Source organism: Bordetella genomosp. 9, assembly GCF_002119725.1.
Lineage (GTDB): Bacteria > Pseudomonadota > Gammaproteobacteria > Burkholderiales > Burkholderiaceae_B > Bordetella_C.
In genome coordinates this window covers 4,068,014-4,092,670 of record NZ_CP021109.1, presented here as the reverse complement: position 1 = coordinate 4,092,670, position 24,657 = coordinate 4,068,014, and the positions used below count along the sequence as shown (strand labels likewise).

General features: G+C 66.4%; 21 protein-coding genes. 8 read left to right on the top strand and 13 right to left on the bottom strand.

Annotation, left to right across the window (positions count from 1 at the left end; translation table 11 throughout):
• The first annotated feature begins 54 nt into the window (after nucleotides 1-54).
• Complete coding sequence (locus CAL13_RS18785; RefSeq protein ID WP_086073209.1) at nucleotides 55-3,690, top strand: indolepyruvate ferredoxin oxidoreductase family protein; 3,636 nt, start codon at nucleotides 55-57, stop codon at nucleotides 3,688-3,690.
• 110 nt (nucleotides 3,691-3,800) lie between these two features.
• Here CAL13_RS18785 and cheD read toward each other — a convergent pair whose 3' ends face one another.
• The 3 genes from cheD to CAL13_RS18770 all read right to left on the bottom strand — a co-directional run bounded on the left by cheD (nucleotide 3,801) and on the right by CAL13_RS18770 (nucleotide 6,297).
• Complete coding sequence (cheD, locus tag CAL13_RS18780) at nucleotides 3,801-4,436, bottom strand: chemoreceptor glutamine deamidase CheD (RefSeq protein ID WP_086058727.1); 636 nt, start codon at nucleotides 4,434-4,436, stop codon at nucleotides 3,801-3,803.
• Between the two features lie 281 nt (nucleotides 4,437-4,717).
• Entirely contained in the window at nucleotides 4,718-5,626 is a 909-nt protein-coding gene (locus CAL13_RS18775) for a cell division protein FtsX (protein WP_086058726.1), read from the bottom strand.
• Nucleotides 5,623-6,297, bottom strand: a complete 675-nt coding sequence (locus tag CAL13_RS18770) for a cell division ATP-binding protein FtsE (RefSeq protein WP_086058725.1) — start codon at nucleotides 6,295-6,297, stop codon at nucleotides 5,623-5,625. The genes CAL13_RS18775 and CAL13_RS18770 overlap by 4 nt, the downstream gene beginning before the upstream one ends.
• Before the next feature lie 229 nt (nucleotides 6,298-6,526).
• On the opposite strand from CAL13_RS18770, the gene CAL13_RS18765 reads away from it, so the two are divergent.
• The 5 genes from CAL13_RS18765 to CAL13_RS18745 all read left to right on the top strand — a co-directional run bounded on the left by CAL13_RS18765 (nucleotide 6,527) and on the right by CAL13_RS18745 (nucleotide 12,058).
• The gene (locus CAL13_RS18765; protein WP_086059600.1) at nucleotides 6,527-7,543 is read left to right on the top strand and encodes an amino acid ABC transporter substrate-binding protein; all 1,017 of its coding nucleotides are present in this window, start codon (nucleotides 6,527-6,529) and stop codon (nucleotides 7,541-7,543) included.
• Between the two features lie 66 nt (nucleotides 7,544-7,609).
• Nucleotides 7,610-8,800, top strand: coding sequence for an amino acid ABC transporter permease (locus tag CAL13_RS18760; RefSeq protein WP_086073735.1), 1,191 nt, complete (start codon nucleotides 7,610-7,612; stop codon nucleotides 8,798-8,800).
• A gap of 133 nt (nucleotides 8,801-8,933) precedes the next feature.
• Nucleotides 8,934-9,962, top strand: a complete 1,029-nt coding sequence (locus CAL13_RS18755; RefSeq protein WP_086059598.1) for an amino acid ABC transporter permease — start codon at nucleotides 8,934-8,936, stop codon at nucleotides 9,960-9,962.
• Between the two features lie 56 nt (nucleotides 9,963-10,018).
• Nucleotides 10,019-10,759, top strand: a complete 741-nt coding sequence (locus tag CAL13_RS18750; RefSeq protein WP_086058724.1) for an amino acid ABC transporter ATP-binding protein — start codon at nucleotides 10,019-10,021, stop codon at nucleotides 10,757-10,759.
• A 294-nt stretch (nucleotides 10,760-11,053) separates the two neighbouring features.
• Nucleotides 11,054-12,058, top strand: a complete 1,005-nt coding sequence (locus CAL13_RS18745) for a Bug family tripartite tricarboxylate transporter substrate binding protein (RefSeq protein ID WP_086058723.1) — start codon at nucleotides 11,054-11,056, stop codon at nucleotides 12,056-12,058.
• A gap of 130 nt (nucleotides 12,059-12,188) precedes the next feature.
• Here the strand turns inward: CAL13_RS18745 and CAL13_RS18740 are convergent, their stop codons facing one another.
• The 9 genes from CAL13_RS18740 to gtdA all read right to left on the bottom strand — a co-directional run bounded on the left by CAL13_RS18740 (nucleotide 12,189) and on the right by gtdA (nucleotide 21,736).
• Nucleotides 12,189-13,376: a 3-hydroxybenzoate 6-monooxygenase gene (locus CAL13_RS18740; RefSeq protein ID WP_086073208.1), complete on the bottom strand. Its 1,188-nt coding sequence runs from the start codon at nucleotides 13,374-13,376 to the stop codon at nucleotides 12,189-12,191.
• Between the two features lie 451 nt (nucleotides 13,377-13,827).
• A complete protein-coding gene (locus tag CAL13_RS18735; RefSeq protein WP_086073207.1) occupies nucleotides 13,828-15,168 on the bottom strand; it encodes an FAD-dependent oxidoreductase in 1,341 nt (446 codons plus the stop codon).
• Nucleotides 15,169-15,184: 16 nt separating this feature from the next.
• Nucleotides 15,185-16,129: a Bug family tripartite tricarboxylate transporter substrate binding protein gene (locus CAL13_RS18730; protein ID WP_086073734.1), complete on the bottom strand. Its 945-nt coding sequence runs from the start codon at nucleotides 16,127-16,129 to the stop codon at nucleotides 15,185-15,187.
• 41 nt (nucleotides 16,130-16,170) lie between these two features.
• On the bottom strand, nucleotides 16,171-16,545 hold the full coding sequence (locus CAL13_RS18725) for a chorismate mutase (protein ID WP_086058720.1): 375 nt from the start codon (nucleotides 16,543-16,545) through the stop codon (nucleotides 16,171-16,173).
• 31 nt (nucleotides 16,546-16,576) lie between these two features.
• Nucleotides 16,577-17,215, bottom strand: coding sequence for a maleylacetoacetate isomerase (gene maiA / locus CAL13_RS18720; RefSeq protein ID WP_086073733.1), 639 nt, complete (start codon nucleotides 17,213-17,215; stop codon nucleotides 16,577-16,579).
• Between the two features lie 46 nt (nucleotides 17,216-17,261).
• Nucleotides 17,262-18,251: a tripartite tricarboxylate transporter substrate binding protein gene (locus tag CAL13_RS18715; protein ID WP_232467700.1), complete on the bottom strand. Its 990-nt coding sequence runs from the start codon at nucleotides 18,249-18,251 to the stop codon at nucleotides 17,262-17,264.
• A 45-nt stretch (nucleotides 18,252-18,296) separates the two neighbouring features.
• Nucleotides 18,297-19,559, bottom strand: a complete 1,263-nt coding sequence (locus CAL13_RS18710; protein ID WP_086073206.1) for a flavin-dependent oxidoreductase — start codon at nucleotides 19,557-19,559, stop codon at nucleotides 18,297-18,299.
• 39 nt (nucleotides 19,560-19,598) lie between these two features.
• Complete coding sequence (locus CAL13_RS18705) at nucleotides 19,599-20,297, bottom strand: fumarylacetoacetate hydrolase family protein (RefSeq protein WP_086073205.1); 699 nt, start codon at nucleotides 20,295-20,297, stop codon at nucleotides 19,599-19,601.
• A gap of 386 nt (nucleotides 20,298-20,683) precedes the next feature.
• On the bottom strand, nucleotides 20,684-21,736 hold the full coding sequence (gene gtdA, locus CAL13_RS18700) for a gentisate 1,2-dioxygenase (RefSeq protein ID WP_086058717.1): 1,053 nt from the start codon (nucleotides 21,734-21,736) through the stop codon (nucleotides 20,684-20,686).
• A gap of 188 nt (nucleotides 21,737-21,924) precedes the next feature.
• On the opposite strand from gtdA, the gene CAL13_RS18695 reads away from it, so the two are divergent.
• Both CAL13_RS18695 and CAL13_RS18690 read left to right on the top strand, forming a co-directional pair.
• Nucleotides 21,925-22,839, top strand: a complete 915-nt coding sequence (locus tag CAL13_RS18695) for a LysR substrate-binding domain-containing protein (RefSeq protein WP_086058716.1) — start codon at nucleotides 21,925-21,927, stop codon at nucleotides 22,837-22,839.
• Between the two features lie 70 nt (nucleotides 22,840-22,909).
• Entirely contained in the window at nucleotides 22,910-23,533 is a 624-nt protein-coding gene (locus CAL13_RS18690; protein ID WP_086058715.1) for a LysE family translocator, read from the top strand.
• Nucleotides 23,534-23,576: 43 nt separating this feature from the next.
• Here the strand turns inward: CAL13_RS18690 and CAL13_RS18685 are convergent, their stop codons facing one another.
• On the bottom strand, nucleotides 23,577-24,569 hold the full coding sequence (locus tag CAL13_RS18685; RefSeq protein ID WP_198297865.1) for a Bug family tripartite tricarboxylate transporter substrate binding protein: 993 nt from the start codon (nucleotides 24,567-24,569) through the stop codon (nucleotides 23,577-23,579).
• Nucleotides 24,570-24,657 lie beyond the last annotated feature (88 nt).

The following is a 24,657-nucleotide window of genomic DNA, read 5'->3' as shown; positions in this document are numbered from 1 at the left end:
CACAAGAGGCGCCGCCCAGGCTGGCACGAACGATCCAAAACAAACGGAGACAGCATGAACGCCCCCCTTACGCCGGCGCAGCGCGCCGCGCTCGACGCCGTCCAGCTGGACGACAAGTATTCCCTGGAAACCGGCCGCGCCTGGATGAGCGGCATACACGCATTGGTACGCCTGCCGATGATGCAGCGCATGCGAGACGTGCGCGCAGGGCTCAACACCGCGGGGTTCATTTCAGGTTATCGCGGCTCGCCCCTGGGCGGCGTGGACCTGAACATGTGGAAGGCCGAGAAGTATCTGAAGGCGCACCACGTCGTCTTCCAGCCGGGGTTGAACGAGGATCTGGCCGCCACGGCCGTATGGGGATCGCAGCAGGTAAACCTGTTTCCCGGCGCCCGCTACGACGGCGTGTTCGGCATGTGGTACGGCAAGGGGCCGGGCGTAGACCGTTGCGGCGACGTTTTCAAGCACGCCAACGCGGCGGGCACGTCCCGTCACGGCGGCGTATTGGTGGTGGCCGGCGACGACCATCCCGCCAAGTCCTCCACGCTGCCGCATCAGAGCGACCACCTGCTCAAGGCCTGTCTGATCCCGGTGCTGTTTCCCTCGACCGTCCAGGAGGTGCTGGACTACGGGCTGCACGGCTGGGCGATGAGCCGGTATGCGGGCGTGTGGGTGGGCATGAAATGCATCACCGATATCGTGGAAGTGTCCGCCTCGGTCGAAGTCGATCCCGAGCGCGTCAGCATCGTTTTGCCGGAAGATTTCCGCATGCCGCCGGACGGACTCAATATCCGCCTGCCCGACACGCCGCTGGAACAGGAAGCCCGTCTGCTGGACTTCAAGTTGTATGCGGCGCTGGCCTATGCGCGCGCCAACAACCTGAACCGCGAGCTATGGCACGTGCCCACCGAATCCGCGCGCTTCGGCATCATGACCTCGGGCAAGGCATATCTCGATACGCGGCAGGCATTGTCCGATCTGGGCCTGGACGACGAGACCTGCCGCCGCATCGGCGTGCGGCTGTTCAAGGTAGGCATGGTCTGGCCCCTGGAAGCCACCGGCATGCAGCGCTTCGCCGAGGGACTCGATGAAATCCTGGTCGTGGAGGAAAAGCGCCAGGTCCTGGAATACCAGCTGAAAGAGGAACTGTTCGCGTGGGTGGGCAGCGGCAAGAAAATCCCCCGCGTGGTCGGCAAGTTCGACGACAAGGACGGCGGCGAGTGGGCGGTTCCGCAGGGCAACTGGCTGCTTCCGGCGCATTACGAGTTCTCGCCGGCAATCGTCGCCAAGGCCATCGGCTCGCGCCTGCTGAAGTTCGAGCTGCCGCCCGACGTGCGCGCCGGCATCGAAGCCCGCCTGGCATTCATCGAAGCGCGCGAACGCGCGCTGTCGCGGCCCCGCGTGGTGGCCGAGCGCAAGCCGTGGTTCTGTTCCGGCTGTCCGCACAACACGTCCACGCGGGTGCCCGAAGGGTCGCGCGGCATGGCGGGCATCGGATGCCATTACATGGTCCGCTGGATGGGACGCAGCACCGACCTCTTCACGCATATGGGCGGCGAGGGTGTGCCGTGGATCGGCCACGCGCCCTTCACGGAAGAAAAGCACGTATTCGCCAACCTGGGCGACGGCACCTACTACCACTCCGGGCTGCTGGCGATACGCGCCGCCGTGGCGGCCAAGACGCCCATCACCTACAAGATCCTGTTCAACGACGCGGTGGCGATGACGGGCGGGCAGCCCGTGGACGGCCCCATCAGCGTGCCGATGATCACGCGCCAGATGGCCGCCGAGGGCATCGAGAAAATCATCGTCGTCACCGACGAGCCCGAGAAATACAAGACGATGCAAGGCATGGCCCCGGGCGTGCCGGTCGTGCACCGCAACGAACTGGACCGCGTGCAGCGCGAACTGCGCGAATACCCTGGCGTGTCGATCCTGATCTACGACCAGACCTGCGCCACGGAAAAGCGCCGCCGGCGCAAGCACAACGCCTATCCGGATCCCGCCCGGCGCGTCGTCATCAATGACCGTGTGTGCGAGGGATGCGGCGACTGCTCCGACAAATCCAACTGCCTGTCCGTCGAGCCGCTGGAAACCGAGTTCGGCCGCAAGCGCACGATCAACCAGTCCAGCTGCAACAAGGATTTTTCCTGCCTGAACGGCTTCTGCCCCAGTTTCGTGACGGTGGAAGGCGGCAAGCTGCGCAAGCCCAAGGGCATCGGCGCTCAGGACGCCATCGACCGCGACCTGCCGGAGCCCCAGCAGCCCGGGCTGGAACGCCCCTATGGCGTTTTCATTGCCGGCGTGGGCGGCACCGGGGTGGTGACCATCGGCCAATTGCTCGGCATGGCGGCCCACCTGGAAGGCAAGGGATGCTCCGTGCTGGATATGGCGGGTCTGGCGCAGAAGGGCGGCGCGGTGCATTCGCATGTGATTCTCGCGCAGTCGCCGGGGCATCTGCTGAACACGCGTGTCGCCATGGGAGAAGCGGACCTGGTGCTGGCGGGAGACCTTGTGGTCGCCAGCAGCCAGGATGCGGTTGCCCGCATGCGTCCCGAACGCACCCGCTTGCTGCTCAATAGCGATGTGGCGCCCACGGCCGCGTTCATTTCCAACCCTGACTGGCGCCTGCCGTCGGACAGCCTGCGGCGCGATATCGGCGCGGCATGCATGCCGGGGCAGGTCGATGCGGTGGATGCCGCGGAACTGGCGGTGGGTCTGTTGGGGGATGCCATCTACGCAAATCCGCTGATGCTGGGCTACGCCTATCAGAAGGGCTGGATTCCGCTGGGCCGCGACGCGCTATTGCGGGCCATCGAGCTGAACGGGCAGCAGGTGGAGAACAACAAGGCCGCCTTTGCCTGGGGGCGGCGCGCCGCCCAGGATCTGGCGGCGGTGCAGCGGCTGATCAAGCCGGCGGCGCCGGACGAAGGCGAGGGCCGTCAGGGCGGCGCCGAAATCATCGAGATCCGGCGCGGCGCCAATACCAGCGACACCGCCGGCGTCCGCCGTCTGCCCGCCGACGTGGCGGCGCTGGTGGAAAAACGGCAGCGCTTCCTGACGGAATACCAGAACAGCGCGTACGCGCGCCGCTATGTGGATTTCGTCGAGCAGGTGGCAGCCGCCGAACAGGGCGCGGCGGGGACGTCGCGGCTGACGCTGGCCGTGGCGCGCAACCTCTTCAAGCTGATGGCGTACAAGGACGAATACGAGGTGGCCCGGCTGTACAGCGACGGCGTGTTCCTGCGCAAAGTCGCCGAGCAGTTCGAAGGCGACTGGAAGCTCAGCTTCCATCTGGCGCCCCCCGCATTTTCCCGGCGCGACGCCAATGGGCATTTGGTCAAGCGGGCCTATGGGCCTTGGATGATGAAGGCCTTCGGCCTGCTGCGCAAAGGACGCTTCCTGCGCGGAACGGCGTTCGACCCGTTCGGCCATACCGCCGAGCGGCGCAAGGAGCGGGCGCTGATCGCCGAGTACCGCGAAACCATCGCGTCGCTGCTGCCCCGTTTGAGCCGGGCCAATCTGGATCTGGCGGTGGCCCTGGCCAGCTTGCCCGAGGAGATCCGCGGATACGGTCATATCAAGGAGGCCGCCATCGCCCGCGCCGAGGCGCGCCGCGCGGAACTGCTGCGCCAGCTGGATGTGCGCGGCGGGGAGACGAGCGGCCATGGCACCGTGCGGGCCGCCTGACGCCGGAGCGCACGCACGGCTGCCGGCGCATCGATGCCGGTGGCCGTCGCGCACCGCGCCTGGCGGCGCCCGCTGCCGGCCGGTTCGCGGCATTCCGGCGGTAACGGTCCCTAGACGGCCGGCGCGCGGCGCGCCGGCATGGCGAAGCGCTCCACTTTGGGCTTGGCGACCGTCTTTTCCTTGAGGGTTTCGGCGACGGCCACTTCGCGCTTCGCGATGATTTCGATCGCGCGCGGCTTCGTGGTCATTTTGCGGACCATCACGCGGCCGTCGCGGGGAAAGAAGCTGATGCGGCGGGCGTAGACGTCACCCAGATCCTGTGCCAGCACCGGGATGCCTTCCATCTTCAGGTAGTTCAGCACAAAGTGGCCGTTGCGTTCACCGATGTTCAGCTGGTGCATCGCTTCCAGCACCGCGCCGCCCCCGAATACCTTGGCCTGCAGACGTTCTCGCGCGGCGCCCGCCTTGAGCACCTCGTTGATCAGTACTTCCATCGCAAAGGCGCCATAGCGCATCGTCGCCGATGCGGGGGACTGGCTGTCGCCTTCGGGCAGCATGAAATGATTCATGCCGCCCACGCCGGTCTGGGGATCCCGGATACAGGCTGCCACGCAGGAGCCCAGGACTGTCGTGATCATCAGATCGTCGCCCGTCACGTAGTACTCGTTGGGCAGTACTTTGACCGCCTGATAGTTGAAGGCACTATCGAAGTAGTGGCGCGTCGCGCGGGCGTCACGGGCTGACATGGTCGGTGTGCGGCGGAAGAGGCGGGAAAACGGATATTACTAAAATTTGCCGAAAATTCGACTTTATTTCTATGTCACTTCATCGATGTTGCGCGGCGGCCCCTGGCGAGCTGCCGCGCCGCGGGCTGCCGCAGGATCAGTGTAGGTAGACCAGCGCCGGGCCAAGACGCGAATCAGGCCGCCATTCGGGCGGCTGCTCGGGAATTTGCGGCATCGCAACGCTGCCCGCTTCGGGCCTTGCCCCACGGGCGGCCGGGTCCGGCGCCGGAAACCGCGATCTCTCAGAATCGGGTGCTGCGCGTCACCGACCAGCGGGCGGACAGGGCGGCCAGCACCGCGGCGGCCACTACCGCCAGGGCCAGCCAGGGCGCTTCGGGCATATGCAGGGCGAAGTCGGCCCCGTAGCTGCGGGCCAAGGCCAGCAGCGCCTCGTTCAGCGGCGAAAGCGCGATGGCTGCGATGGCGATGCCCAGCAAGGCCGCCAGCGCGCCGGAGAGGGCGCCCAGGTAAAGAAATGGACGCCGCACGAAGGACTCGGTGGCGCCGACCAGCCGCGCCACGGCGATTTCCTCGCGCTGGGTCAGGGCCTGCATCCGCACGGTATTGAAGACCGTGGCCAGCACGACCACCGCGACGCAGGCGGCAAGAAAGATCAGCCCGATGCGCCCGAACCGCAGCAGCGCTTCCATGCGCTGCACCCAGGCGCTGTCCAACTGCACCTGCTCCACCTGGTCCCAGCCCTTCCACGCCTGTGCCAGCCGCGCTGCGCGGCCGGCGAGGTCCTCGCCGTCGCGCAAGGTGGCCACCACGGCGTCGGGCAGGGGGTTGCCGGGCAGTACTGCCAGCGCCTGCGCCCAGGCCGGGTCGCGGCGCAGGTCCGCCAGCGCGGCGTCACGCCCGACCGTACGGACTTCACGGACCTGGTCGCCGAACTCCTTGCGGATCCGGTCGGCGACCGATGCCGCCGCGCCCGCCGGCGCGTCAACCTTCATGAAGACGGTCAGTTCCGGGGTGACGGAAAGCTGGCGCGCCACGGGCTGCACCGAGACCAGGATGGCGGCGCCCAGCACCGGCAGGGCCAGCGCCAGCGCCATCACCAGCAGATTGGCCAGCGATGAAAACGGTTGGGCCAGCATGCGGCGCAGCGTAATGCCCAATGCATAGCGGTGTTGCCGCAGCCATGCATTCATGGTTGGGTCTCCTGGGACAGATCGGCGAAGCGGCCCGGCTCGATGCGCAAGACCCGCTGCGCGTAGTGCGACATCAGTTCCTGGTCGTGCGAAGCGATCAGGGTGGTCACGCCCACCCGGTTGAAGTCGCGGAATACGTTCATGATGCGCAGCGCGCTATCGTGGTCCAGGTTGGCCGTCGGCTCGTCCGCGATCAGGATGGCCGGCCGGTTGACGATGGCCCGGGCGATGGCCAGGCGCTGCTGTTCGCCGCCGGACAGTTCGATCGGGTTCAAGCTTTCCTTGCCGGACAGGCCGACCTTTTCCAGGGCGGCGCGGGCACGTGCCGCGGCCGAATCCCAAGGCTGGCCGGTGACCGCCAGGGGCAGCATGACGTTCTCGAAGGCGTTGCGGTCATACAGCAGGTGCGTGTCCTGCAGGATCACGCCCACCGCCCGGCGCAGGTAGGGCCGGGCCCGCTGCGGCAGTTTGTCGAGCCGCTGGCCGTTGACCTGGATCGAACCCCGGCTGGGGGGCTCCAGGCCGCCGATCAGCTTCAGCAGGGTGGATTTGCCGGCGCCCGAGGGGCCCGATACGAAGACGAATTCGCCCGCCGTAATGCGGAAGTTGATATCGGCCAGGATGTTGCGGCCGCGTCCGTACGATTTGAATACGTGCTGGAATTCGATCATGGCGGATGACGGGATGAAGCCGCAATAGTACCGTGGCGGCGCCTCGGCGCGCAGGCCGGCTGCGCCCGCGCTGCGCGCTTTATGGCATGATACGTCCCCCATAATCAGCGGCGGCGTCGCAGGGATTTCCCCCATGTCCCTGGTTTTTTCAGGCGGCTACCATCCGGCGCAGCTAGGGCCGGCAGCCGTCCGTCGCTCGAACTTCCCGTCACTTCCTATGGAGATCGCCATGAAGACCTGGAAATCGGCCGCCCTGGGCGCCGCCTTGCTGGCCGTTTGCGGGCTCGCGCACGCGGGCGCCACGTTCGACAACGTCAAGAAGAAGGGCTTCGTCCAGTGCGGCGTGTCCACGGGCGTTCCGGGGTTTTCCTCGCCAGACAGCAAGGGCGAGTGGAAGGGGTTGGACGTGGACATGTGCCGCGCGATTGCCGCGACCATGTTCAATGACGCCAGCAAGTTCAAGATCACCCCGCTCAATACCCAGCAGCGCTTCACGGCCCTGCAGTCCGGCGAAATCGACGTCCTGACGCGCAATACCACCGAGACACTGACCCGCGATACCACGCTGGGTCTGCTCGGGACCGGCGTGAACTACTACGACAGCCAGGGCGTGATGGTATCGAAGGATCTGGGTGTGAAGAGCGCCAAGGACCTGAACGGCGCCACGGTGTGCGTTCAGCCTGGCACCACGACCGAGCTCAACCTGGCCGACTGGTTTCGCAGCAACAAGATCGAATTCAAGCCGGTGGTGATCGAGAAGTACGACGAAATCGTCCGAGCCTTCTCCGCCGGCCGGTGCGACGCCTTCACCACCGACAAGTCGCAGCTGGCATCCACCCGGACCACGCTGGAGAATCCGGACAAGTACATCATCCTGCCCGAAGACTTCTCCAAGGAGCCGCTCGGCCCCATGGTGCGGCAGGACGACGTGCAGTGGTTCAACGTGGTGCGCTGGACCTTGAACGCCATGCTCGAAGCCGAGGAATACGGCATCACGTCGCAGAACGTCGACCAGATGCTCAAGAGCGCCAACCCGAACGTGCAGCGCATCCTCGGCGTGACGCCCGGCATGGGCAAGAACCTGGGCGTGGACGATAAATGGGCCTATAACATCGTCAAGCAGGTGGGCAATTACGGCGAAAGCTTCGAACGCAACCTGGGCGGCGGCAGCCTGATGAAGCTGCCGCGCGGCTTGAACGCGCCATGGAAACAGGGCGGCCTGATGTACGGTTGGCCGATTCGTTGATCGTTCGTGTAAGCAGGCATGGGGCCGCCCGGCGTGGGCGGCTCGCGCCTGTTGTATGGTGGCGAAATGACTCCTGCTTCCAAGGCCCCGCCGAACGGGGCGCCGGTCCGCAAGCTTTCCTGGAACGATCCCGGCGTGCGGTCCATCGTTTACCAGATCGTTGCGGTGGCCATCGTCGCATGGGTGGCCTGGTTCCTCGTATCGAACACCCTGCACAACCTGTCGTCGCGCAACATCTCCACGGGTTTCGGCTTCCTGGGGCGCGAGGCCGGTTTCGCCATCGGCGAAACGGCAATCCGTTATACGCCCGCCGATACCTACGGCCGCGCCGTCATGGTGGGGATCCTCAACACCCTGCGCGTGGCGGTGACCGGAATCGTGCTGGCCACCCTGCTCGGCACGCTGATCGGCATCGCGCGGCTGTCGCGCAACTGGCTCGTCTCCAGGCTGGCGTCCCTGTATGTCGAGGTCATGCGCAACATTCCGCTGCTGCTGCAGCTGTTCTTCTGGTATGCGCTGATCACGGAAAACATGCCGGGCCCGCGGCAGGCGCACCAGCCCATGCCGGGTGTTTTCATATCCAACCGCGGGTTGAAACTGCCGTCCTTGCAGGGCGACGCGCTGGACTGGATGCTGGGCGGCCTGGGGCTGGCGATCGCGCTGACGCTGGCGCTGGCGCACTGGGGCAACAAACGGCGCGAGGCCACGGGACGAATCTTCCCGCTCACGCGCTGGGCCATCGGTCTGATCATCGCTTTGCCGCTGCTCGGTTGGCTGGCCAGCGGCGCTTCGCTGTCGCTGGATGTGCCGGTGCTGCGCGGCTTCAACTTCGCCGGCGGCGTTACGCTCACCCCGGAGTTCGCCGCGCTGCTGGCCGGGCTGGTGATCTACACATCCGCCTTCGTTGCCGAAGTCGTGCGCTCCGGCATCCAGGCGGTCAATATCGGGCAATGGGAGGCGGCCGGTTCGCTGGGCCTGCGGCGCTCGCTGGTGCTGCGGCTGGTAGTGCTGCCCCAGGCGCTGCGCGTCATCATCCCGCCCATGACCAGCCAGTACCTGAACCTGACCAAGAACAGTTCGCTGGCCGTCGCCATCGGCTATCCCGACATCGTGTCCGTGGTGAACACCACCCTTAACCAGACGGGCCAGGCGATCGAAGGCATCCTGATCATCATGGCGGCCTATCTGACGGTCAGCCTGACCATTTCCGTGTTGATGAACTGGTACAACAAGCGCATTGCGCTCGTGGAGCGGTGATGCGCACGCAAGCCATGCCCGTTCCCGGCGCGCAAGGCGCCTTGCGTCACCGGAGGACCTTGCCTTGAACGCGACGCCCAATGCCGCCGCGCAGCTGCCCCCGCCGTCCACGCATACCGGTCCGCTGGGATGGATGCGGGCCCGGCTGTTTTCCTCGCCCCTGAACATCCTGCTGACGGTCCTTATCGCCTGGTTTCTGCTTCTCGCGGTGCCGGCGCTGGCGGAGTGGCTCGTCATCCGGGCCAATTTCTCGGCGTCTACGGCCCAGGAGTGCCGCGCGTCGGCCGGCGCCTGCTGGGCCTTCATTCGCGAGAAACACCGCCTGATCCTGTTCGGCACCTATCCGTACGACGAACAATGGCGGCCGCTGCTGGCGAGCGTCGTCCTGGTGGCGGTGGTCGTGTGCAGCGGCATCCGCCGTTTCTGGCGGCCGAAACTTGCCATTCTCTGGATCGCCGGACTGGCGGTCGTCGCGGTCCTGATGTGGGGCGGCGTGTTCGGATTGACCTATGTCGAAAACGCCCGCTGGGGCGGACTTCCGCTGACGCTTATCCTTGCCACGTTCGGCATCGCTTTCGCCTTTCCCATCGGCGTGCTGCTCGCGCTGGGCCGGCGATCGCGCCTGCCGGCCATCAAGGCGCTGTGCGTCGTGTACATCGAGCTGATCCGGGGCGTGCCCCTGATCAGCCTGTTGTTCATGTCGTCGGTCATGCTGCCGCTTTTCCTGCCCGAAGGCTATTCCATCGACAAGCTGCTGCGCGCGCAGATCGCCATCATCATGTTCGCCGCGGCCTACATCGCGGAAACGGTGCGCGGGGGGCTGCAAGCCATCCCGAAAGGCCAGTACGAAGGCGCTGCCTCGCTGGGCCTGACCTATTGGCAGCAGATGCGCAAGATCATCCTGCCGCAGGCGCTGCGCATCGTGATCCCTCCGCTGGTCGGCATCTTCATTTCGCTGTTCAAGGACACGTCGCTGGTCGTCATCATCGGCATCTTCGACCTGACGCTGGCGGCCAAGGCCGCGCTGTCCGACGCGGCGTGGCGGGGTTTCGGCGTCGAAGCCTATCTGTTCATCGCCTTCATCTACTTCATTTTCTGTTTCTCGATGTCCAAGTACAGCCAGGCGCTGGAGCGGCGGCTGGCGCAGGGCTATCAACGATAAGCAGGCGTGCCGCGCCGCCACGAACGGCGCGGCTGCCGCGACAAGGGAGTGCGCGCATGGCCGAGGCCATCATTCGTATGCAGGGCGTCAACAAGTGGTACGGACAGTTCCACGTTCTGCGCAATATCAATCTGGACGTCGCGCCCGGTGAACGCATCGTTATCTGCGGCCCTTCGGGATCGGGCAAATCCACCCTGATCCGCTGCATCAACCGCCTGGAAGAACACCAGCAGGGCCAGATTGTCGTCAACGGGACGGAACTGACCAACGATCTCAAGCACATCGAGACCATCCGGCGCGAGGTCGGCATGGTGTTCCAGCACTTCAATCTGTTCCCTCACCTGACGGTGCTGGAAAACCTGACGCTGGGGCCCATGTGGGTGCTGAAGAAGCCGCGCGCCGAGGCTGAGGCGACGGCGCTGAAGTATCTGGAACGGGTCCGTATTCCCGAGCAGGCCAACAAGTTTCCGGGACAGCTGTCGGGCGGCCAGCAGCAGCGCGTTGCCATCGCGCGTTCGCTTTGCATGAGCCCGAAGATCATGCTGTTCGATGAGCCGACGTCGGCGCTCGATCCAGAGATGGTGAAGGAAGTGCTGGACGTCATGGTAAAGCTGGCCGAAGAAAGCGGCGTGACCATGCTGTGCGTCACGCACGAGATGGGTTTCGCCCGCAAGGTCGCGGACCGCGTCATCTTCATGGACCGGGGCGAGATCATCGAACAGAACACGCCGGACGCGTTCTTCGACCGTCCGCAGAACGAGCGGACGAAACTGTTCCTGAGCCAGATCCTCCATTAGAAGGGAAAGCCCACCCCCGAAGCGCTGCGCGCTACCCCCTCGGGGGGCGCCCCGCGGACCGGCGGAGCCGGATCCGCGGCGCCCGCTCGGATTCGCTTCTTGCGAGAGGGCACAAGCCGCTTGCCGTCCGCTGGGCGCCTGGCCGATCGCCTTTGAAAGGCCGATGTGTGGAGCGTGCGCAGCAGCCGCTTCTTGCGGCGCTTCGGCTTTGGAATTTGCGGCGTGGACGCCACGGTTGCGGCGGTTGCTCAGGTTATGCTACGCAGTATTTCAAAACGTAGGAGGGTGGAGGACATGTTCCCGAAAACTTCAGGCCGCCTGGGCCGCATCCTGGCCTGCGGCGCGCTTGCGCTCGCGGCCGTGGCGCCTGTGGCCAGCCATGCCGATGATTATCCGTCCAAGCCGTTGCGCTTCATCGTGCCCTATCCCCCGGGCGGCCCGCTGGACACCATGGCGCGCATGCTCGCGGAAAAGGTGCGCGGCGATCTGGGACAGCCGGTGATCGTGGAAAACCGCTCCGGCGCCGGCGGCAATATCGGCGCGGATCTGGCGGCCAAGGCGCAGCCGGACGGTTATACGCTGGTCATGGGCGCGGTCGCTACGCATGCGATCAACCCCTGGCTGTTCTCCAACCTGCCGTACGACCCGGTCAAGGATTTCGCGCCGGTCACGCTGGTGGCGTCCGTCCCCAATGTGCTGGTCGTCAACGTCGATTTCGCCAAGAACAACAATATCCGGAACCTGGGCGATCTGATTGCCTACGCCAAGGCGAATCCCGGCAAGTTGAACTATGGTTCCGGCGGCAATGGCAGCGCGGGCCATCTGGCGGGCGAGCTTTTGAAGGCGCGCGCCGGCATCAAGGTCGAGCACATCCCTTACCAGGGCGCTGCGCCGGCGCAGCTGGCGCTGCTGTCGGGGCAGTCGGACTTCATGTTCGACAACCTGGCCGCGTCCGCCCCGCTGATCAAGGATGGCAAGGTCAAGGTGCTGGCCGTCACGACCAAGGCCCGCTCCTCGATCTTGCCCGAAGTGCCCACCGTTGAAGAGGCGGGCGTGAAGAACTTCGACTTGGGCACGTGGTTCGGCGTATTCACGACGGGCGGCACGCCGCAGCCGGTCGTGGACAAGCTGAACAAGGCCTATAGCGCGGCGCTGATGCAACCGGACGTGCGCCAGCGCCTGTTGCTGATGGGTTCGGACGCCAAGCCGATGTCGTCGGCGCAGTTCGCCGACTTCGTGCGCAGCGAGAAGGACAAGTACAAGGAAATCGTGAAGGTTTCGGGCGCCAGCCTGAACTGACCGCTGGCTTCCGAGGACACCCCGCCATGCGGCTGGCGCATGGCGGGGTTTTTTGTTGCCGGCGGTGTGCCGGCGCGCGGCGCCGGCAGGTGGCCGAAGCGCGAAAGCAAATAGCCCGCCAGGGTGGTTCTCAGAAGGTGGGCACGCGCCAGCCGTACAGCCACTGCAGCGCGTCGTAGAACTGCGATTGCGTGCGTCCTTCCCACAGCGAATTGCGCACCAGGCGTTCCACCCCCTGGGCGTGATAGATGCGCCCCATTTCGCGGGTGGACCACACCACGCGCGCCGTGCGCGGGATGCGCACCGACTCGTAGCGGCGGAAACCCGCTTCCAGGTCCATGTCGCAGGCGCGGACGGCGGCGCCCAGCGTGACGGCGTCCTCCAGCGCCATGCAGGCGCCCTGGGCCATGTACTGCACCATCGGATGCGCGGCGTCCCCCAGCACCGTCGCGCGCCCCTCGCCCCAGCGTTCGACCGGATCGCGGTCCGCCGTGGCCCAGCGTTTCCACGAAGTCGGGCGGTCCAACATCTGGTGCGGGCGCGGATGGATGCCCTGGAAATAGGACAGCACTTCTTCCTTGCTGCCTTCGCGCACGCCCCAGACCTCCTGCTCGCGGCTGTGGAAGGTGACGACCAGATTGAACTGCTGCCCGCCTCGCAAGGGATAGTGGACCAGGTGGCAGCGCGGGCCGGCCCACAGGACCGGGGCATTGATGCGCAATTCCTCGGGCATGTTCTCGCGCTCGACCACGGCTCGATAGACCACGTGGCCGGTGACCCGCGCCTCATCGCCCACCAGCCGCTGCCGGATCACGGATTTGACGCCATCGCAGCCCACCACGGCATCCGCGCGATAGCGCTCGCCATTCGTGTCGATGACTTCCACGCCGTTGCCGTCCTGCTCAAGGCCCGCGACCTGCGTCGATGTCTTGAACCCGATCAGCGGGTTCTCGCGTACCGCTTCCAGAATGGACAGGTGTATGTCCGTGCGGTGAATGACGGCGTAGGGACCGCCGAATCGCTCCCGGAAGGCTTCCCCCGTATCGATCCGCACCACTTCCTGCGCATCCACCGCGTCCATCATGATGATGTGGTCGGTGAACACCGCGCGCTTGCGGGCGTTCTCGCCGACGCCCAGCGCATCCAGCGCCGCGAAGGCATTGGGCCCCAGCTGGATCCCAGCCCCGATCTCACCGATCTGCGCGGCCTGTTCCAACACCTGCACGCGAATGCCCAGGCGCGCCAGCGCCAGCGCCGCCGCCAGCCCGCCGATCCCGCCACCGACGACGATGACGGATTGATGAGATGTCCCGCTCATATTCCTTCTTCCTTCTCATTCATTCAAACCGCACCACAAGAACAGTGCCCACCCAGGCAGCAGGGCCCACCGGCCAGTAGAGCCCACCGCGCCAGTAGAGCCCACCGCGCCAGTAGCGCCGACCGGGGCGCCGCGGATCCGGCTCCGCCGGTCCGCAGGCGCGCCCCCTTGAGGGGGAAGCGCGGCAGCGCTTCGGGGGTGGGCTTTCCCTCCGGTCCGCAGGCGCGCCCCCTTGAGGGGGAAGCGCGGCAGCGCTTCGGGGGTGGGCTTTCCCTCCGGTCCGCAGGCGCGCCCCCTTGAAGGGGAAGCGCGCCAGCGCTTCGGGGATGGGCCCACCACCGCCCCCATGAAAACAGGTGCCCCACGATCGGGGACGCCGCGGATCCGGCTCCGCCGGTCCGCCAGCGTCGCCCCCTTGAGGGGGAAGCGCGGCAGCGCTTCGGGGGTGGGTTTATAACCACACCCCCTGCTGACGCAGTCGCTGCTGCAGCTCGGCTGCGGGCAGGTCCCGGGGAGCGATGCCGCGTTGCAGCGCCATGGCCGCCGCCGTGCCGGCCGCTTCTCCCATCACGAAGCAGCTGCCGCTGACGCGCGCGGCGGATTGTCCCTCGTGCGTCATGCCGGCGCAGCGTCCCGCCACCAGCACGTTGTCCGGCTGGCCGGCCGCCCGGCGCGGCACGATCATGCGGAACGGCAGCTGGTTGTAGCCGCGCGATTCGGGGATCGGCGGCCACACCCATTTCACGTCGCCCGCCATATGGATCTCAAGAGGCCAGCCGTTTACGCCGATGCTGTCCTCGAAGTCGGCGCAACCCAGTACGTCTTCCTTCGACAGCATGTACTCGGCGACGACCCGCCGAGTTTCGCGGATGCCGAGCTGCGGCGCGATGTCGAGGACATAGGCGTTCTCGAAACCCGGCACCTTGGCGCGCAGGAACTTCAGGTATTCGACGATCTGGCGCCGGCCCTCCAGCTCGCCGGCGGACAGTGAAACGGCGTCCGTGCCGTCGGCCGCGGACCCGTCGGCGTTGCAAAGCTGTGTGACGTTGACCCGCCACTCGTAGTCGTGTTTCTGCGGACGCACGATGGCGCCGCGCCGCGGGAAACGGAACTCGCCGCTGGCTTCGGCCTGGTCCATCAGCTGTGGAATCGTCTTCCACGCTTCCTGCGCCCGCGCGGCGTCCACGTTCCCCACCTTGAACATCAGAGTGGGATAGAGCATGTGACCTTGCGCATCGCCCTTTTCGTAGGGCAGGCCCGCCCAATGGGCCAGATCGGCGTCGCCCGTGCAATCGACGAAGATGCGCGCGCGCACAGCCTGCCGGCCCGATTTGGTTTCCAGGATGACGGCGTCCAGCTGGCCGTCATCGTTGCGCGTCACGCCGCAGGCCTGCGCATGGAACAGGACGCGCGCGCCGCTGTCGTGGAGCAGACCATCCGCCGCGCATTTGAATGCGGAAATGTCGTAGGCCTGCGCGTGGATCTTGCCCAGGATCAAATGCGGCTCGTTCAGGCCGTCCATCGCGCGCATGCGGTCCAGCAGTTCATCCGTCATGCCGTGCACGACCTGCTGGATATCGCCGTGGATGTTGGCGTGCAGGCCGCAGAAATTCGAGACGCCGGCGGCCGTGCCCATGCCGCCCAGGAAGCCGTAGCGCTCGATCAGCAGCACGCTGGCGCCGTTGCGTGCCGCGCTTGCGGCGGCCAGCAGCCCGGCGGGCCCGCCTCCCAAAACAACCACGTCGAATTCGCCGTGTACGGCGATGCGTCGCGAAGGTTCGGTCACATACATCTGATAACTCCCGGCCCTACTGGCCTTTGATGCCAAGCTTTTCGATCAGCGGACCCCACCGCTTCAATTCGTCGTCCATGTAGGCGCGGAACGCCTGGGGGGTGTCGCCCACGGGATCCATGTATTGGGCGCGCAGGCGCTTGGCCACTTCCGGATCCTTGATGGCCTGGATCAACGCGTCCGCGAGCTTCTGGCGGATGTCCGCGGGCACCTGGGAGGATATGACGAAACCGATCCAGGCCGAGCCTTCGACGCCCTGCACGCCCGCGTCCGCCAGCGTGGGAATATCGGGCAGCAGCGACGAGCGCTGCGACGACGTCACGGCCAGCGCGCGCAGCCGCCCGTCCTTCACCATGGGCATGACCGCGATGGGCGGCAGGGCGGCAAATTGCGTGTCGCCGGACAGCACCGACGTCAGCGCGGCCGGAGACGACGGGTAGGGCACGTGCACGGCCCGCGCGCCGATCTGCTGCAGCATCAGTTCCACGGCCAGATGCGATACGGTGCCCGCGCCCGGCGAGGGGAAGTTGAACTTGTCCGGATTCTTCCTGATCTCGTCCAGCAGCTGCGTGACGTTCTGGATGCCGGACTTGGCCGGCACGACGAGCACGTTGGGCTGGTGCACGGCAAGCGTGAGCGGCGCCAGGTCGCGCTTGGGGTCGTAGGGAAGCTTGTCGAAAAGCAGAGTGTTGTTCACCAGCGGGCCGGTGATCGATACGCCGAAGGTATAGCCATCCGGCTTGGCGCTGGCGATGGCGAACGTGCCGATATTGCCGCCGGCCCCGGGCTTGTTCTCCACGACCATGGTTTGGCCCAGAATGGCGCCGGCTTTTTCGCTGACGATGCGGGCGACCTGGTCCGGGCTGGAGCCGACGCCATAGGGCACCAGCACGCGGAAGGGCTGGCTGGGCCAGTCGGCGGCGTGCGCGGCGGCCACGGGGGCCAGCATCGCGATGCCCATGATGGCCAGGGCGCGTCGCAGGCGGCTGCATGCATGCTTGTTCACTTCGAGTCTCCGATTTTTTTCATGGTGTTGAAGTAATGCTGCTCGTTGGCGATGAAGGCGGCCACCATGGCCCGATACGTCGCATCGACGACCTGGTCCAGGTTTTCGAAGCCGCGGTTGTGTCGCTGCGCCAGTGCGCGCGCTTTGGCGAACACTTCTTCCTGGCGCGCCGGCGCGCTCACCTGGAAGGCGTCGCCCTTGAAGCGCGCGGCGTCCTTGACGTACATGGCGCGCTCGGCGATCAGCCGCACGATCTCATCGTCCAGCCGGTCGATGTTGGCGCGTACGTCGGCAAGCGTCTCGCACAGCGGGACGTAGCCGGGGTCGTCATACGTCCGCAACGGGCGTCCGTGGGGATCGGGTTCCTGCATGATGTCTCCGGATTTCGCGTCGGCCGCGCCGCTACGCGATGAAGTCGGGCTGGTTGCGGGGAGCGGCCTGTTGGAACGCCGGCTGCGCCTGGCAGTGCGCGTACACCGCCATGGCGCGCGGGTAGGCCGACATATCGCACCCCATGCGTTCGGCATTGGCGATCTGCGGCACCAGGCAGCAGTCGGCCAGGGTGGGCGCATCGCCAAAGCAATAAGCGCCGCTGCCGTGGCGTTGCAGCAGCGTTTCGACGGCAGTCATGCCTTCGCGGATCCAGTGCGCGTACCAGGCGTTCTTCTGCTCCGCCGATACGCCAAGGACGTCCTGCAGGTAGCGCAGGATGCGCAGGTTGTTGACAGGGTGCATATCGCAGGCGATGACGCTGCTCACTTCCAGGACGCGCGCGCGAAGCGCGGGGTCCTGTGGCAACAGGCGCGGCTTTGGATGGGCCGCGTCCAGATAGTCGATGATCGCCAGGGACTGGCCCAGGCTCATTTCGCCGTCCACCAGCAGCGGCACGCTGGCCGAGGGATTGCGATCGACGTAGTCGTCCTTGCGGTGCTCCAGCACGCGGATGTTGACCGGCAGATAGTCGTACCGCAGGCCCTTCAAGGCCATGGCGATGCGTACCCGGTATGAGGTCGAGCTATTGAAGAAGCTGTAGAGTTGCATGAATCCTTCCATTCGTTCCGCCATCCGATCCATCCGGCGTGGCGGGTCAGTCGGCCTTGATGCCGGCGCGATCCACCACGTCGCTCCAGCGTTTGGCATCCTTGGCGATGAGCGCGCCGAATTCCTCGGGCGTGGAGGTGGCGGGCACCATGCCCTGCGCCTCGAAAGCGGTGGCCACCGAAGGCGCCTTCAGCGCTTCGGCGATCTGCCGGTTCAGGCTGTCGACGATCTCCTTCGGGGTGCCGCGTGGGGCGAGCACGCCGTACCACATGTCCACGTCGGCGCCCTGCAGTCCGGATTCGGTCAACGTCGGGACGTCCGGCAATTGCGGCATGCGTTTGGGGCTGCCGGTGGCGATGGCCTTGAGCTTGCCCGCTTTGATCTGCGGCAGCGCCACGTGCACGGGCAGGAACATGTAGTCGAGGCGGCCGGCCAGCATGTCGGTCACGGCGCCGGCCGTGCCTTTGTAGGGCACGTGCAGCAGGGACACCTTGGTCTGGTCCAGCAGCAGCGCCATTGCCAGGTGATGCGGCGTGCCGACGCCCGGCGTGCCGTAGGTGAGCTTGCCGGGTTGCTTGCGCGCGGCGTCCTCCATCTGCCGCACCGTGTTGACGGGATTGGATGGGTGCGTCACGAGCAGCAGCGTGCCCCAGGACGTCAGGCTGACCGGGGCAAAGTCCTTCACCGGGTCGTAATGCAGCTTTTCCCGGTACAGCGGCTGGTTCATGACGAAGGTGTTGACCGTGACCAGGAAGGTGTAGCCGTCCGGCGCGGCCCGCGCCACCTTCTCCGTGCCGATGTTGCCGCTCGCGCCCGCCAGGTTCTCCACCACGACGGGCTGGCCCAGCGTCTTGGGCAGGGCCGCCGAAAGCTGGCGCGCAATCAAATCGATGCCGGTGCCGGGCGTGAACGGCACAACCAGGGTCACCGGCCGTTCCGGCCATGCCGCCTGGCTTGCCGCCGCGGTCAGCGCCATGACCAACCCCACGGACCATGCCGCCAGCGCGCGGCATGTCGCGATCATCTTGTTCTTCATTTCATCTCCTCCATGGCGTAAGCGCGCCAGCGCGTCGGGAATGGTTCACACGCTCAGGAAAGATGGGCGTGAGCTGAGCGTTTCCGGGTCAAAACCGGCGATCTGCTTGTAGCGGTCCGAAATCGCCTGCAGTTCGTCGCGGCTGATGATGTCGTCGATGCGCTCGAAGGGCTGGTCGTGCGACCGCTCGTACGCTTCACGCAGGATGGCGTCGGGCGGATTGCTGCGGTTCGTCAGCACGACGCGCGTGGTGGCGGCGACCCGGACGCGGTCGTAGTCCTGCAGCGCCGCCGGCGTCAGGCCTTGCCGCTTGAGCTGGCCGGCCAGATAGCGTGCGTCGATGATGGCCTGTCCCGCGCCGTTGGAGCCGCGCGGCACCATGGGGTGCGCCGCGTCGCCCAGCAAGGTCATGCGGCCCTGCGTCCACGTGGGCAGCGGGTCCTGATCGACCATCGGGTACTCCAGGACGGAGTCGGCGTTCCGGATCAGCGCGGCGACGTCCAGCCAGTCGAAGCGCCAATCCGCAAACGCGGGGAAGAAGTCCTCCAGGCGGCCCTGACGCGTCCAGTCGCGCACCGCCGGCTCGGGCGATTCGATTTCCGCCACCCAGTTCACCAGCTGATTGCCCTCGGCGTCGACGTTGTCGCGGATGGGATAGATCACCATTTTGCCGATGGATAACCAGCCTGCGCGCACCATGCTGGCGCCGCTCAGGAACGGTTTGCAGCGCGTCACGCCGCGCCACATGTTGACGCCGGAATAGCGGGGCGCACCTTCGTTCGGATACAGCTGCTTGCGCAGCGCCGAATGGATGCCGTCGCATCCGACGACGATGGCGCCGCGAACGGGCGGGCGCGGCTTGCCGGCGCTGTCGGTCATATGGACAGTGACGGCGTCGTCGTCCTGTTCCACGCGCACGGCGCGATGGTCCGCGCGCACGCTGTCTTCGCCCAGGCGCTCGCGCACCGCGGCCAACAGCGTCATCTGCAGGTCGCCGCGATGGATGGAGTATTGCGGCCAGGCATAGCCGGCGGCCTTGCCCGCAGGCTCGCTATAGATGAACTGGCCATGGCGCGTGAAGAAAATCGATTCGCGCGTGTGCACGCCCACGCGGTCCAGCGCAGGAAGCAGTCCCAGCTCGTCCAGCTCGCGCGCGGCGTGCGGCAGCAGGTTGATGCCCACGCCCAGCGGCTTGATTTCCGGCACAGCCTCGTAGACCCGGCAGGCGATGCCCGCCTGGTGCAGGCTCAGGGCCAGAACCAGTCCGCCTACGCCGGCGCCCACGATAATGACATCGGTGTCTTTCATGATTCGTTTCCCGGTTACGCGCCTGGGCGCCGTTGAGTGCTAGATCACGCGCGCGCGCAGGGTGCCCAGCCCATCGACGCCGCCTTCCATGAGATCGCCCTTGACCACGGGCCCGACGCCCTCGGGCGTGCCGGTGTAGATGAGATCGCCGGGCGCCAGGCGGAAATAGCGCGACAGATACGCAATGGTTTCGGCAACGGACCAGATCAGCTTCGAGGTGTCGCTGCGCTGCTTGTCCTGCCCGTTGACCTTCAGCCAGATGCCGGCCTGGTCGTGATGACCCTTTGCCGCGACCGTATGGATCGGCCCGATCGGGGCGCTATCGTCGAACGCCTTGCCCAGTTCCCACGGCCGGCCGGCTTCGCGCATCTTCATCTGCAGGTCGCGCCGCGTCATGTCCAGACCGACGGCATAGCCGTACACGTGGTCCAGCGCGCTTTCCACGGAGATGTTCGCGCCCGCCTTGCCGATGGCCGCCACAAGTTCGATCTCGTAGTGATAGTTGGCCGTTTCTGCCGGATACGGCAGTTCCAGCGTTTCACCTTCGGCCACCGGCATCACGGCGTCGGCCGGCTTGCAGAAGAAGAAGGGCGGTTCCCGGTCGGGGTCGAAGCCCATTTCGCGTGCATGCGCGGCATAGTTGCGGCCGACGCAGTACACCCGGCGCACGGGAAAGCTGTCGGCGGAACCGGCGACGGGGACGGCGACGATCGTTGGCGGAGCGAAGACGTAAGACATGAATGAAGACCTTCAAAGACAAAGTACGAGAAACAGATATCGGTCGAACGCTGACGCAGGCACGTCGCCGCTAATTCATCACGCCATGCGTCATATGTAGCTGGTGCCCCCATACCCGGGATGCCGTGGATCCGGCTCCGCCGGTCCACCGGCATCGCCCCCTCGAGGGGGAAGCGCGCAGCGCTCCGGGGGTGGACTTCCTCCCCTGGTGGCTCCAAATCCGGGATGCCCTGGATCCGGCTCCGCCGGTCCACCGGCATCGCCCCCTTAAGGGGGAAGCGCGTAAGCGCTTCGGGGGTGGGCTTCCCCCGCCGGTCCGCCAGCGTCACCCCCTTGAGGGGGAAGCGCGTAAGCGCTTCGGGGGTGGGCCAACCTTGGGGTGGGCCTTACTCCAGGCGTTCTTCCCGCAACAAACCCAGGGCCATCTGCACGGGCCGGTCGGAAAAGCTGAACAGGATGGCGTCTTCCGCGGCGGCCAGTTGAACCGGCTGCCAGGAGGGCGCGACGAAGACGTCGCGCGGGCCGAAGTGGAATTCCTGGTCGCCGACGCGTGCCGTGCCGCGGCCTTCCACCACGGAATAAACCGTCGAGTCGGTGCTGCGCGTCGTCTTGCCCTGGAAGCCGGCCGGCAGAAACTGCATGAAGGTGGCCATGGTCGGCATGGGCGAGCCGCCCGTGGCGGGATTGATGTAGCGCAGCTTCACGCCGTCCCAGGCGTCGAGCTCGCCGAAGCGGTAGAGCCGGTCCAGCGCTTCGCGGCTGCGTTCGTAGGGATAGTTGAAGATGGGCGAATTGCCGTTCGCCGGCTGGTAGCGCACGGGCGCCATGTTGTAGCCGTAGCGTGCGTAGCTATCGCCTTCGGGGCGCGTCACCGGCTGGGTGGATGCCGGATAGTTTTCCGCGAAGCCGGCGTCGAGCATGCGCAGCAACGGGATGTCCAGCCCATCCAGCCACACCACCGGCTCGCCCCCTTCGGAGGCTTCCAGATTGCCGTGGTCGTGATACGTCCATGACGGCGTGATGATGAAATCGCCGGGATGCATGGTGGTGCGCTCGCCATTGACGGCGGTATAGGCGCCCTTGCCCTCCATGATGAATCGCAGCGCCGACTGCGTGTGGCGATGGCTGGGCGCGATTTCACCGGGCAGGATCAATTGCAGGCCTGCGTAGAGTGTCTGGGTGATGCTGGCCTGGCCCGGCAGGCCGGGGTTTTCCAGGATCAGGACGCGGCGCACGGCTTCTTCCGCCGTGATCAGGCTGCCGGCTTCCATGACGTCGGCGCGGACATCGTTGTAGCGCCACATCGCCGGCACGCAGCGGGGCTGCGGCGTACGCGGAACCAGGTTGTGCAGCGATTCCCAAAGCGGCGCCAGGTTCTTGCGGGCGATGCGCTCGTAGTAGGCGGCGCGGTCGGCGCGCGTGGATGTGCCTTCGGCCATGGCGGTGTCTCCTTCACGTTTTTTGCTTATTATCGGCACCGCGATATGCCTGGGGAAATGAATTAATCGTATTATCCATACCAAAAACCATATGGCTGGACGAAGATCCGGCCCGGGACGGAGACGCCATCGGGGCTGCGCGCCGACCCGCAGGGGGCCTCCCGCTCCCGCCGACCTGCCGGGGAACGATGGATTGGACTTACCGCCTGCGCTTGCGCAACCTGAAGATGCTCCTGAGCCTGGCTCAGACGCGCAACATCAGCCATTCGGCCGCGATGCTGAACACCACGCAGCCCGGCCTGTCGAAATGGCTGAAGGACTTGGAAGACGATATCGGCTTGCCGCTGTTCGAGCGGCATGCGCGCGGTCTGCGGCCGACGCCTTACGGCGAAGCGCTGATCGCCCACGCCCGCCGCATCGACGCGCAACTGGAGCGCGCCAGCGGCGACATGGCGGCGCTGCGCCAGGGCGGCGGCGGCAGGGTGGTGATCGGCGCTTCCGGCGCGTCGGCATCCGATACGGTGCCCCTGGCCGTCATGCGCCTGCTCGAGCGCATGCCGCAGGCGCGCATCAAGCTGGTGGAATCGACCATGGATCACTTGCTGGCCCAGCTCGCGCAAGGCGAGCTCGATATCGTGGTGGGACGGTCCGCGCCCGAGCATCATGACCCGGCGATCCTGTCGGAATCGCTCTATCTGGAGCCGGTGCATATGGTGGCGCGGCCGCGCCACCCGGTGTTCAGCCTGCCCAGCGTGACGTGGGAGGACTTGATGGACTACCGTTGGATCGTGTGGCCCAAGGGCACGCCCATCCGCAACGCGCTCGATACCGCGCTGGCGGCGGCCGGCAAGGCGCTGCCGGCCGATCATGTGGAATCGAACTCCGTTACGATCAACCTGACGCTGATCAGCCAGAGCGATCTCATCGGCGTGGCGTCGCACCGAGCTGCGCTGCGCTTCGCGCAGATGAATGCCATGCGCATCCTGCCTGTCCGGTTATCCGGCTTCGGCGCGGTCACGATGTACTGGCGTCAGGAAACCTTCCAGCCGGCGGCGGTTGAAGCGGCGCTGGAGTGCTTGCGGGGCGTGGTGGCTGAGCCTTGAGCCGCGAGGCTGCACGCTTGAAAACCCAACCGGCGCACATCGCGACGGGACACGACAGGAGGAAGACATCATGCCGATAGAGCAGTGGCTGGCTTTCGTGGCGGCCTCGGCCGTACTGCTGATCATCCCCGGGCCGACCATCGTGTCGGTCATCAGCTATTCGCTGGCGCATGGGCGTCGCGCGCGCTGGCCCCTGGTCGCCGCGGTGGCCTTGGGCGACTCGACGGCGCTGGCCGTTTCCCTGCTGGGGCTCGGCGCGCTGCTCGCGGCCTCGGCCTTCTGGTTCACCGTCGTGAAATGGATAGGCGGCTGCTATCTGCTGTATCTCGGCTTGCGGTTGCTGCGGGCCGGCGCGTCCGCACAGCCGGCGCAGCCCGCGGCGCAAGCGGTGTCGCGATGGAAGCTGTTCGCGAATACCTGGCTGGTAACGGCGCTCAACCCCAAAGGCATCGTGTTCTTCGTCGCTTTCCTGCCGCAGTTCATCCGGCCGGATGGCGATGCCGCGCGCCAGCTCTGGGTGCTGGCCGTGACTTTCGTGGCGCTGGCGGCGGTGAACGCCACGCTGTACGCCTGCTGCGCCGGCGCGGCGAGCCGGTGGCTGGCGTCGCCCGCGGCGCGGCGCGGCTTTCACCTGGCCGGCGGTACGCTGCTTTCCGGCGCCGGCCTGTGGGCCTTGCTGGCGCGGCGGCCCTGAGGCTGGCGACCGGCGGACACCGGGTCACAGGCGAAGGCCGCGCTCAATTGGCCTTGATCTGTGCCTTGTCCACCACGGTCTTCCAGCGGACCAGTTCGTCGCGCGTGTACTTGCCCAGCGCCTCCGGTCCCATGAATTCGGCCTCGGCGCCTTGTTCCGCGGCTTTCTTGCGGAATTCCTCGGTGCGCATGATCTTTTCGATTTCGCCGGACAGCTTGTCCACCACATCCTTGGGCGTGTTGGCCGGGGCGTACATCGCGAACCAGGACGAGACGATCAAATCGGGATATCCGGCTTCCGCCGCGGTCGGCACGTCGGGCAGCGAGGGCAGACGGCTCTTGCCCGTGACGGCGAGCGCACGCAGTTTGCCGGCCGCGATCTGTCCCAGCAGGGGCGGCGGCGTCGTGATCGTCATATCGACGGCGCCGCCCAGCAGATCGTTCATGGCCGGGCCGGTGCCCTTGTAGGGGATGTGCACGATGCGCGTTCCCGCCATCTGGTTCAACAGCTCCGTCGCCACCTGCTGCAGCGAGCCGTTGCCCGACGACGCATAGTTCAGTTCGCCGGGATGGGCCTTGGCGTAATCGACCAATTCCTTCAGCGACTTGATCGGCAGCGACGGGCGTATCACCACGACCTGCGGCGCGGACAGGACGTTGGCGATGGGCGTGAAGTCCTTCACCGGATCCCAGCCCAGGTTGGGCGTGATCAGCGGCGTGATGACCTGGTAGCCGGAATACTGCAGCAGCAGCGTGTAGCCGTCCGGCGCGGCGCGCGTGACCGCCTGCGCGGCGATGCTGCCGGAAGCGCCGGGCTTGTTCTCGACCACGACGGTCTGGTTCAGCGCGCGCGACAGCGGCTGGGCGATCAGGCGCGCGGCGATGTCGGTGGTGCCGCCGGGGGCGGCCGAAACGATCAGCGTGATGGGCCGGTCGGGATATGCGGCGTGCGCCGTCAGGGGCGCGGCGGCGGCTGCGCAGAGGCCGGCCAGGGCCAGCATACGGCGCAGCGGGGAAGTGATGCGCGGCTTGAGCATGAAAGTGTCTCCTTCTTTGTTGTGGTGCAAACCGGGATGGATCCCGCACCGGGTTTGCGCGGGATGCGGATGTCGGGGTTACTCGTGT

Excerpts from the sequence above, each read along its gene's own strand:
- CAL13_RS18785 (WP_086073209.1), top strand. The coding sequence starts at position 55 with ATGAACGCCCCCCTTACGCCGGCGCAGCGCGCCGCGCTCGACGCCGTC.
- CAL13_RS18770 (WP_086058725.1), bottom strand. The coding sequence starts at position 6,297 with ATGATCGAATTCCAGCACGTATTCAAATCGTACGGACGCGGCCGCAAC.
- CAL13_RS18755 (WP_086059598.1), top strand. The coding sequence starts at position 8,934 with ATGCGGGCCCGGCTGTTTTCCTCGCCCCTGAACATCCTGCTGACGGTC.
- CAL13_RS18685 (WP_198297865.1), bottom strand. The coding sequence starts at position 24,569 with ATGCTCAAGCCGCGCATCACTTCCCCGCTGCGCCGTATGCTGGCCCTG.
- CAL13_RS18750 (WP_086058724.1), top strand. The coding sequence starts at position 10,019 with ATGGCCGAGGCCATCATTCGTATGCAGGGCGTCAACAAGTGGTACGGA.
- CAL13_RS18695 (WP_086058716.1), top strand. The coding sequence starts at position 21,925 with ATGGATTGGACTTACCGCCTGCGCTTGCGCAACCTGAAGATGCTCCTG.
- CAL13_RS18735 (WP_086073207.1), bottom strand. The coding sequence starts at position 15,168 with ATGTATGTGACCGAACCTTCGCGACGCATCGCCGTACACGGCGAATTC.
- maiA (WP_086073733.1), bottom strand. The coding sequence starts at position 17,215 with ATGCAACTCTACAGCTTCTTCAATAGCTCGACCTCATACCGGGTACGC.
- CAL13_RS18745 (WP_086058723.1), top strand. The coding sequence starts at position 11,054 with ATGTTCCCGAAAACTTCAGGCCGCCTGGGCCGCATCCTGGCCTGCGGC.
- CAL13_RS18705 (WP_086073205.1), bottom strand. The coding sequence starts at position 20,297 with ATGTCTTACGTCTTCGCTCCGCCAACGATCGTCGCCGTCCCCGTCGCC.
- CAL13_RS18740 (WP_086073208.1), bottom strand. The coding sequence starts at position 13,376 with ATGAGCGGGACATCTCATCAATCCGTCATCGTCGTCGGTGGCGGGATC.
- CAL13_RS18765 (WP_086059600.1), top strand. The coding sequence starts at position 6,527 with ATGAAGACCTGGAAATCGGCCGCCCTGGGCGCCGCCTTGCTGGCCGTT.
- CAL13_RS18760 (WP_086073735.1), top strand. The coding sequence starts at position 7,610 with ATGACTCCTGCTTCCAAGGCCCCGCCGAACGGGGCGCCGGTCCGCAAG.
- CAL13_RS18775 (WP_086058726.1), bottom strand. The coding sequence starts at position 5,626 with ATGAATGCATGGCTGCGGCAACACCGCTATGCATTGGGCATTACGCTG.
- CAL13_RS18710 (WP_086073206.1), bottom strand. The coding sequence starts at position 19,559 with ATGAAAGACACCGATGTCATTATCGTGGGCGCCGGCGTAGGCGGACTG.
- CAL13_RS18715 (WP_232467700.1), bottom strand. The coding sequence starts at position 18,251 with ATGAAGAACAAGATGATCGCGACATGCCGCGCGCTGGCGGCATGGTCC.
- CAL13_RS18730 (WP_086073734.1), bottom strand. The coding sequence starts at position 16,129 with ATGGGCATCGCGATGCTGGCCCCCGTGGCCGCCGCGCACGCCGCCGAC.
- gtdA (WP_086058717.1), bottom strand. The coding sequence starts at position 21,736 with ATGGCCGAAGGCACATCCACGCGCGCCGACCGCGCCGCCTACTACGAG.
- CAL13_RS18725 (WP_086058720.1), bottom strand. The coding sequence starts at position 16,545 with ATGCAGGAACCCGATCCCCACGGACGCCCGTTGCGGACGTATGACGAC.
- cheD (WP_086058727.1), bottom strand. The coding sequence starts at position 4,436 with ATGTCAGCCCGTGACGCCCGCGCGACGCGCCACTACTTCGATAGTGCC.
- CAL13_RS18690 (WP_086058715.1), top strand. The coding sequence starts at position 22,910 with ATGCCGATAGAGCAGTGGCTGGCTTTCGTGGCGGCCTCGGCCGTACTG.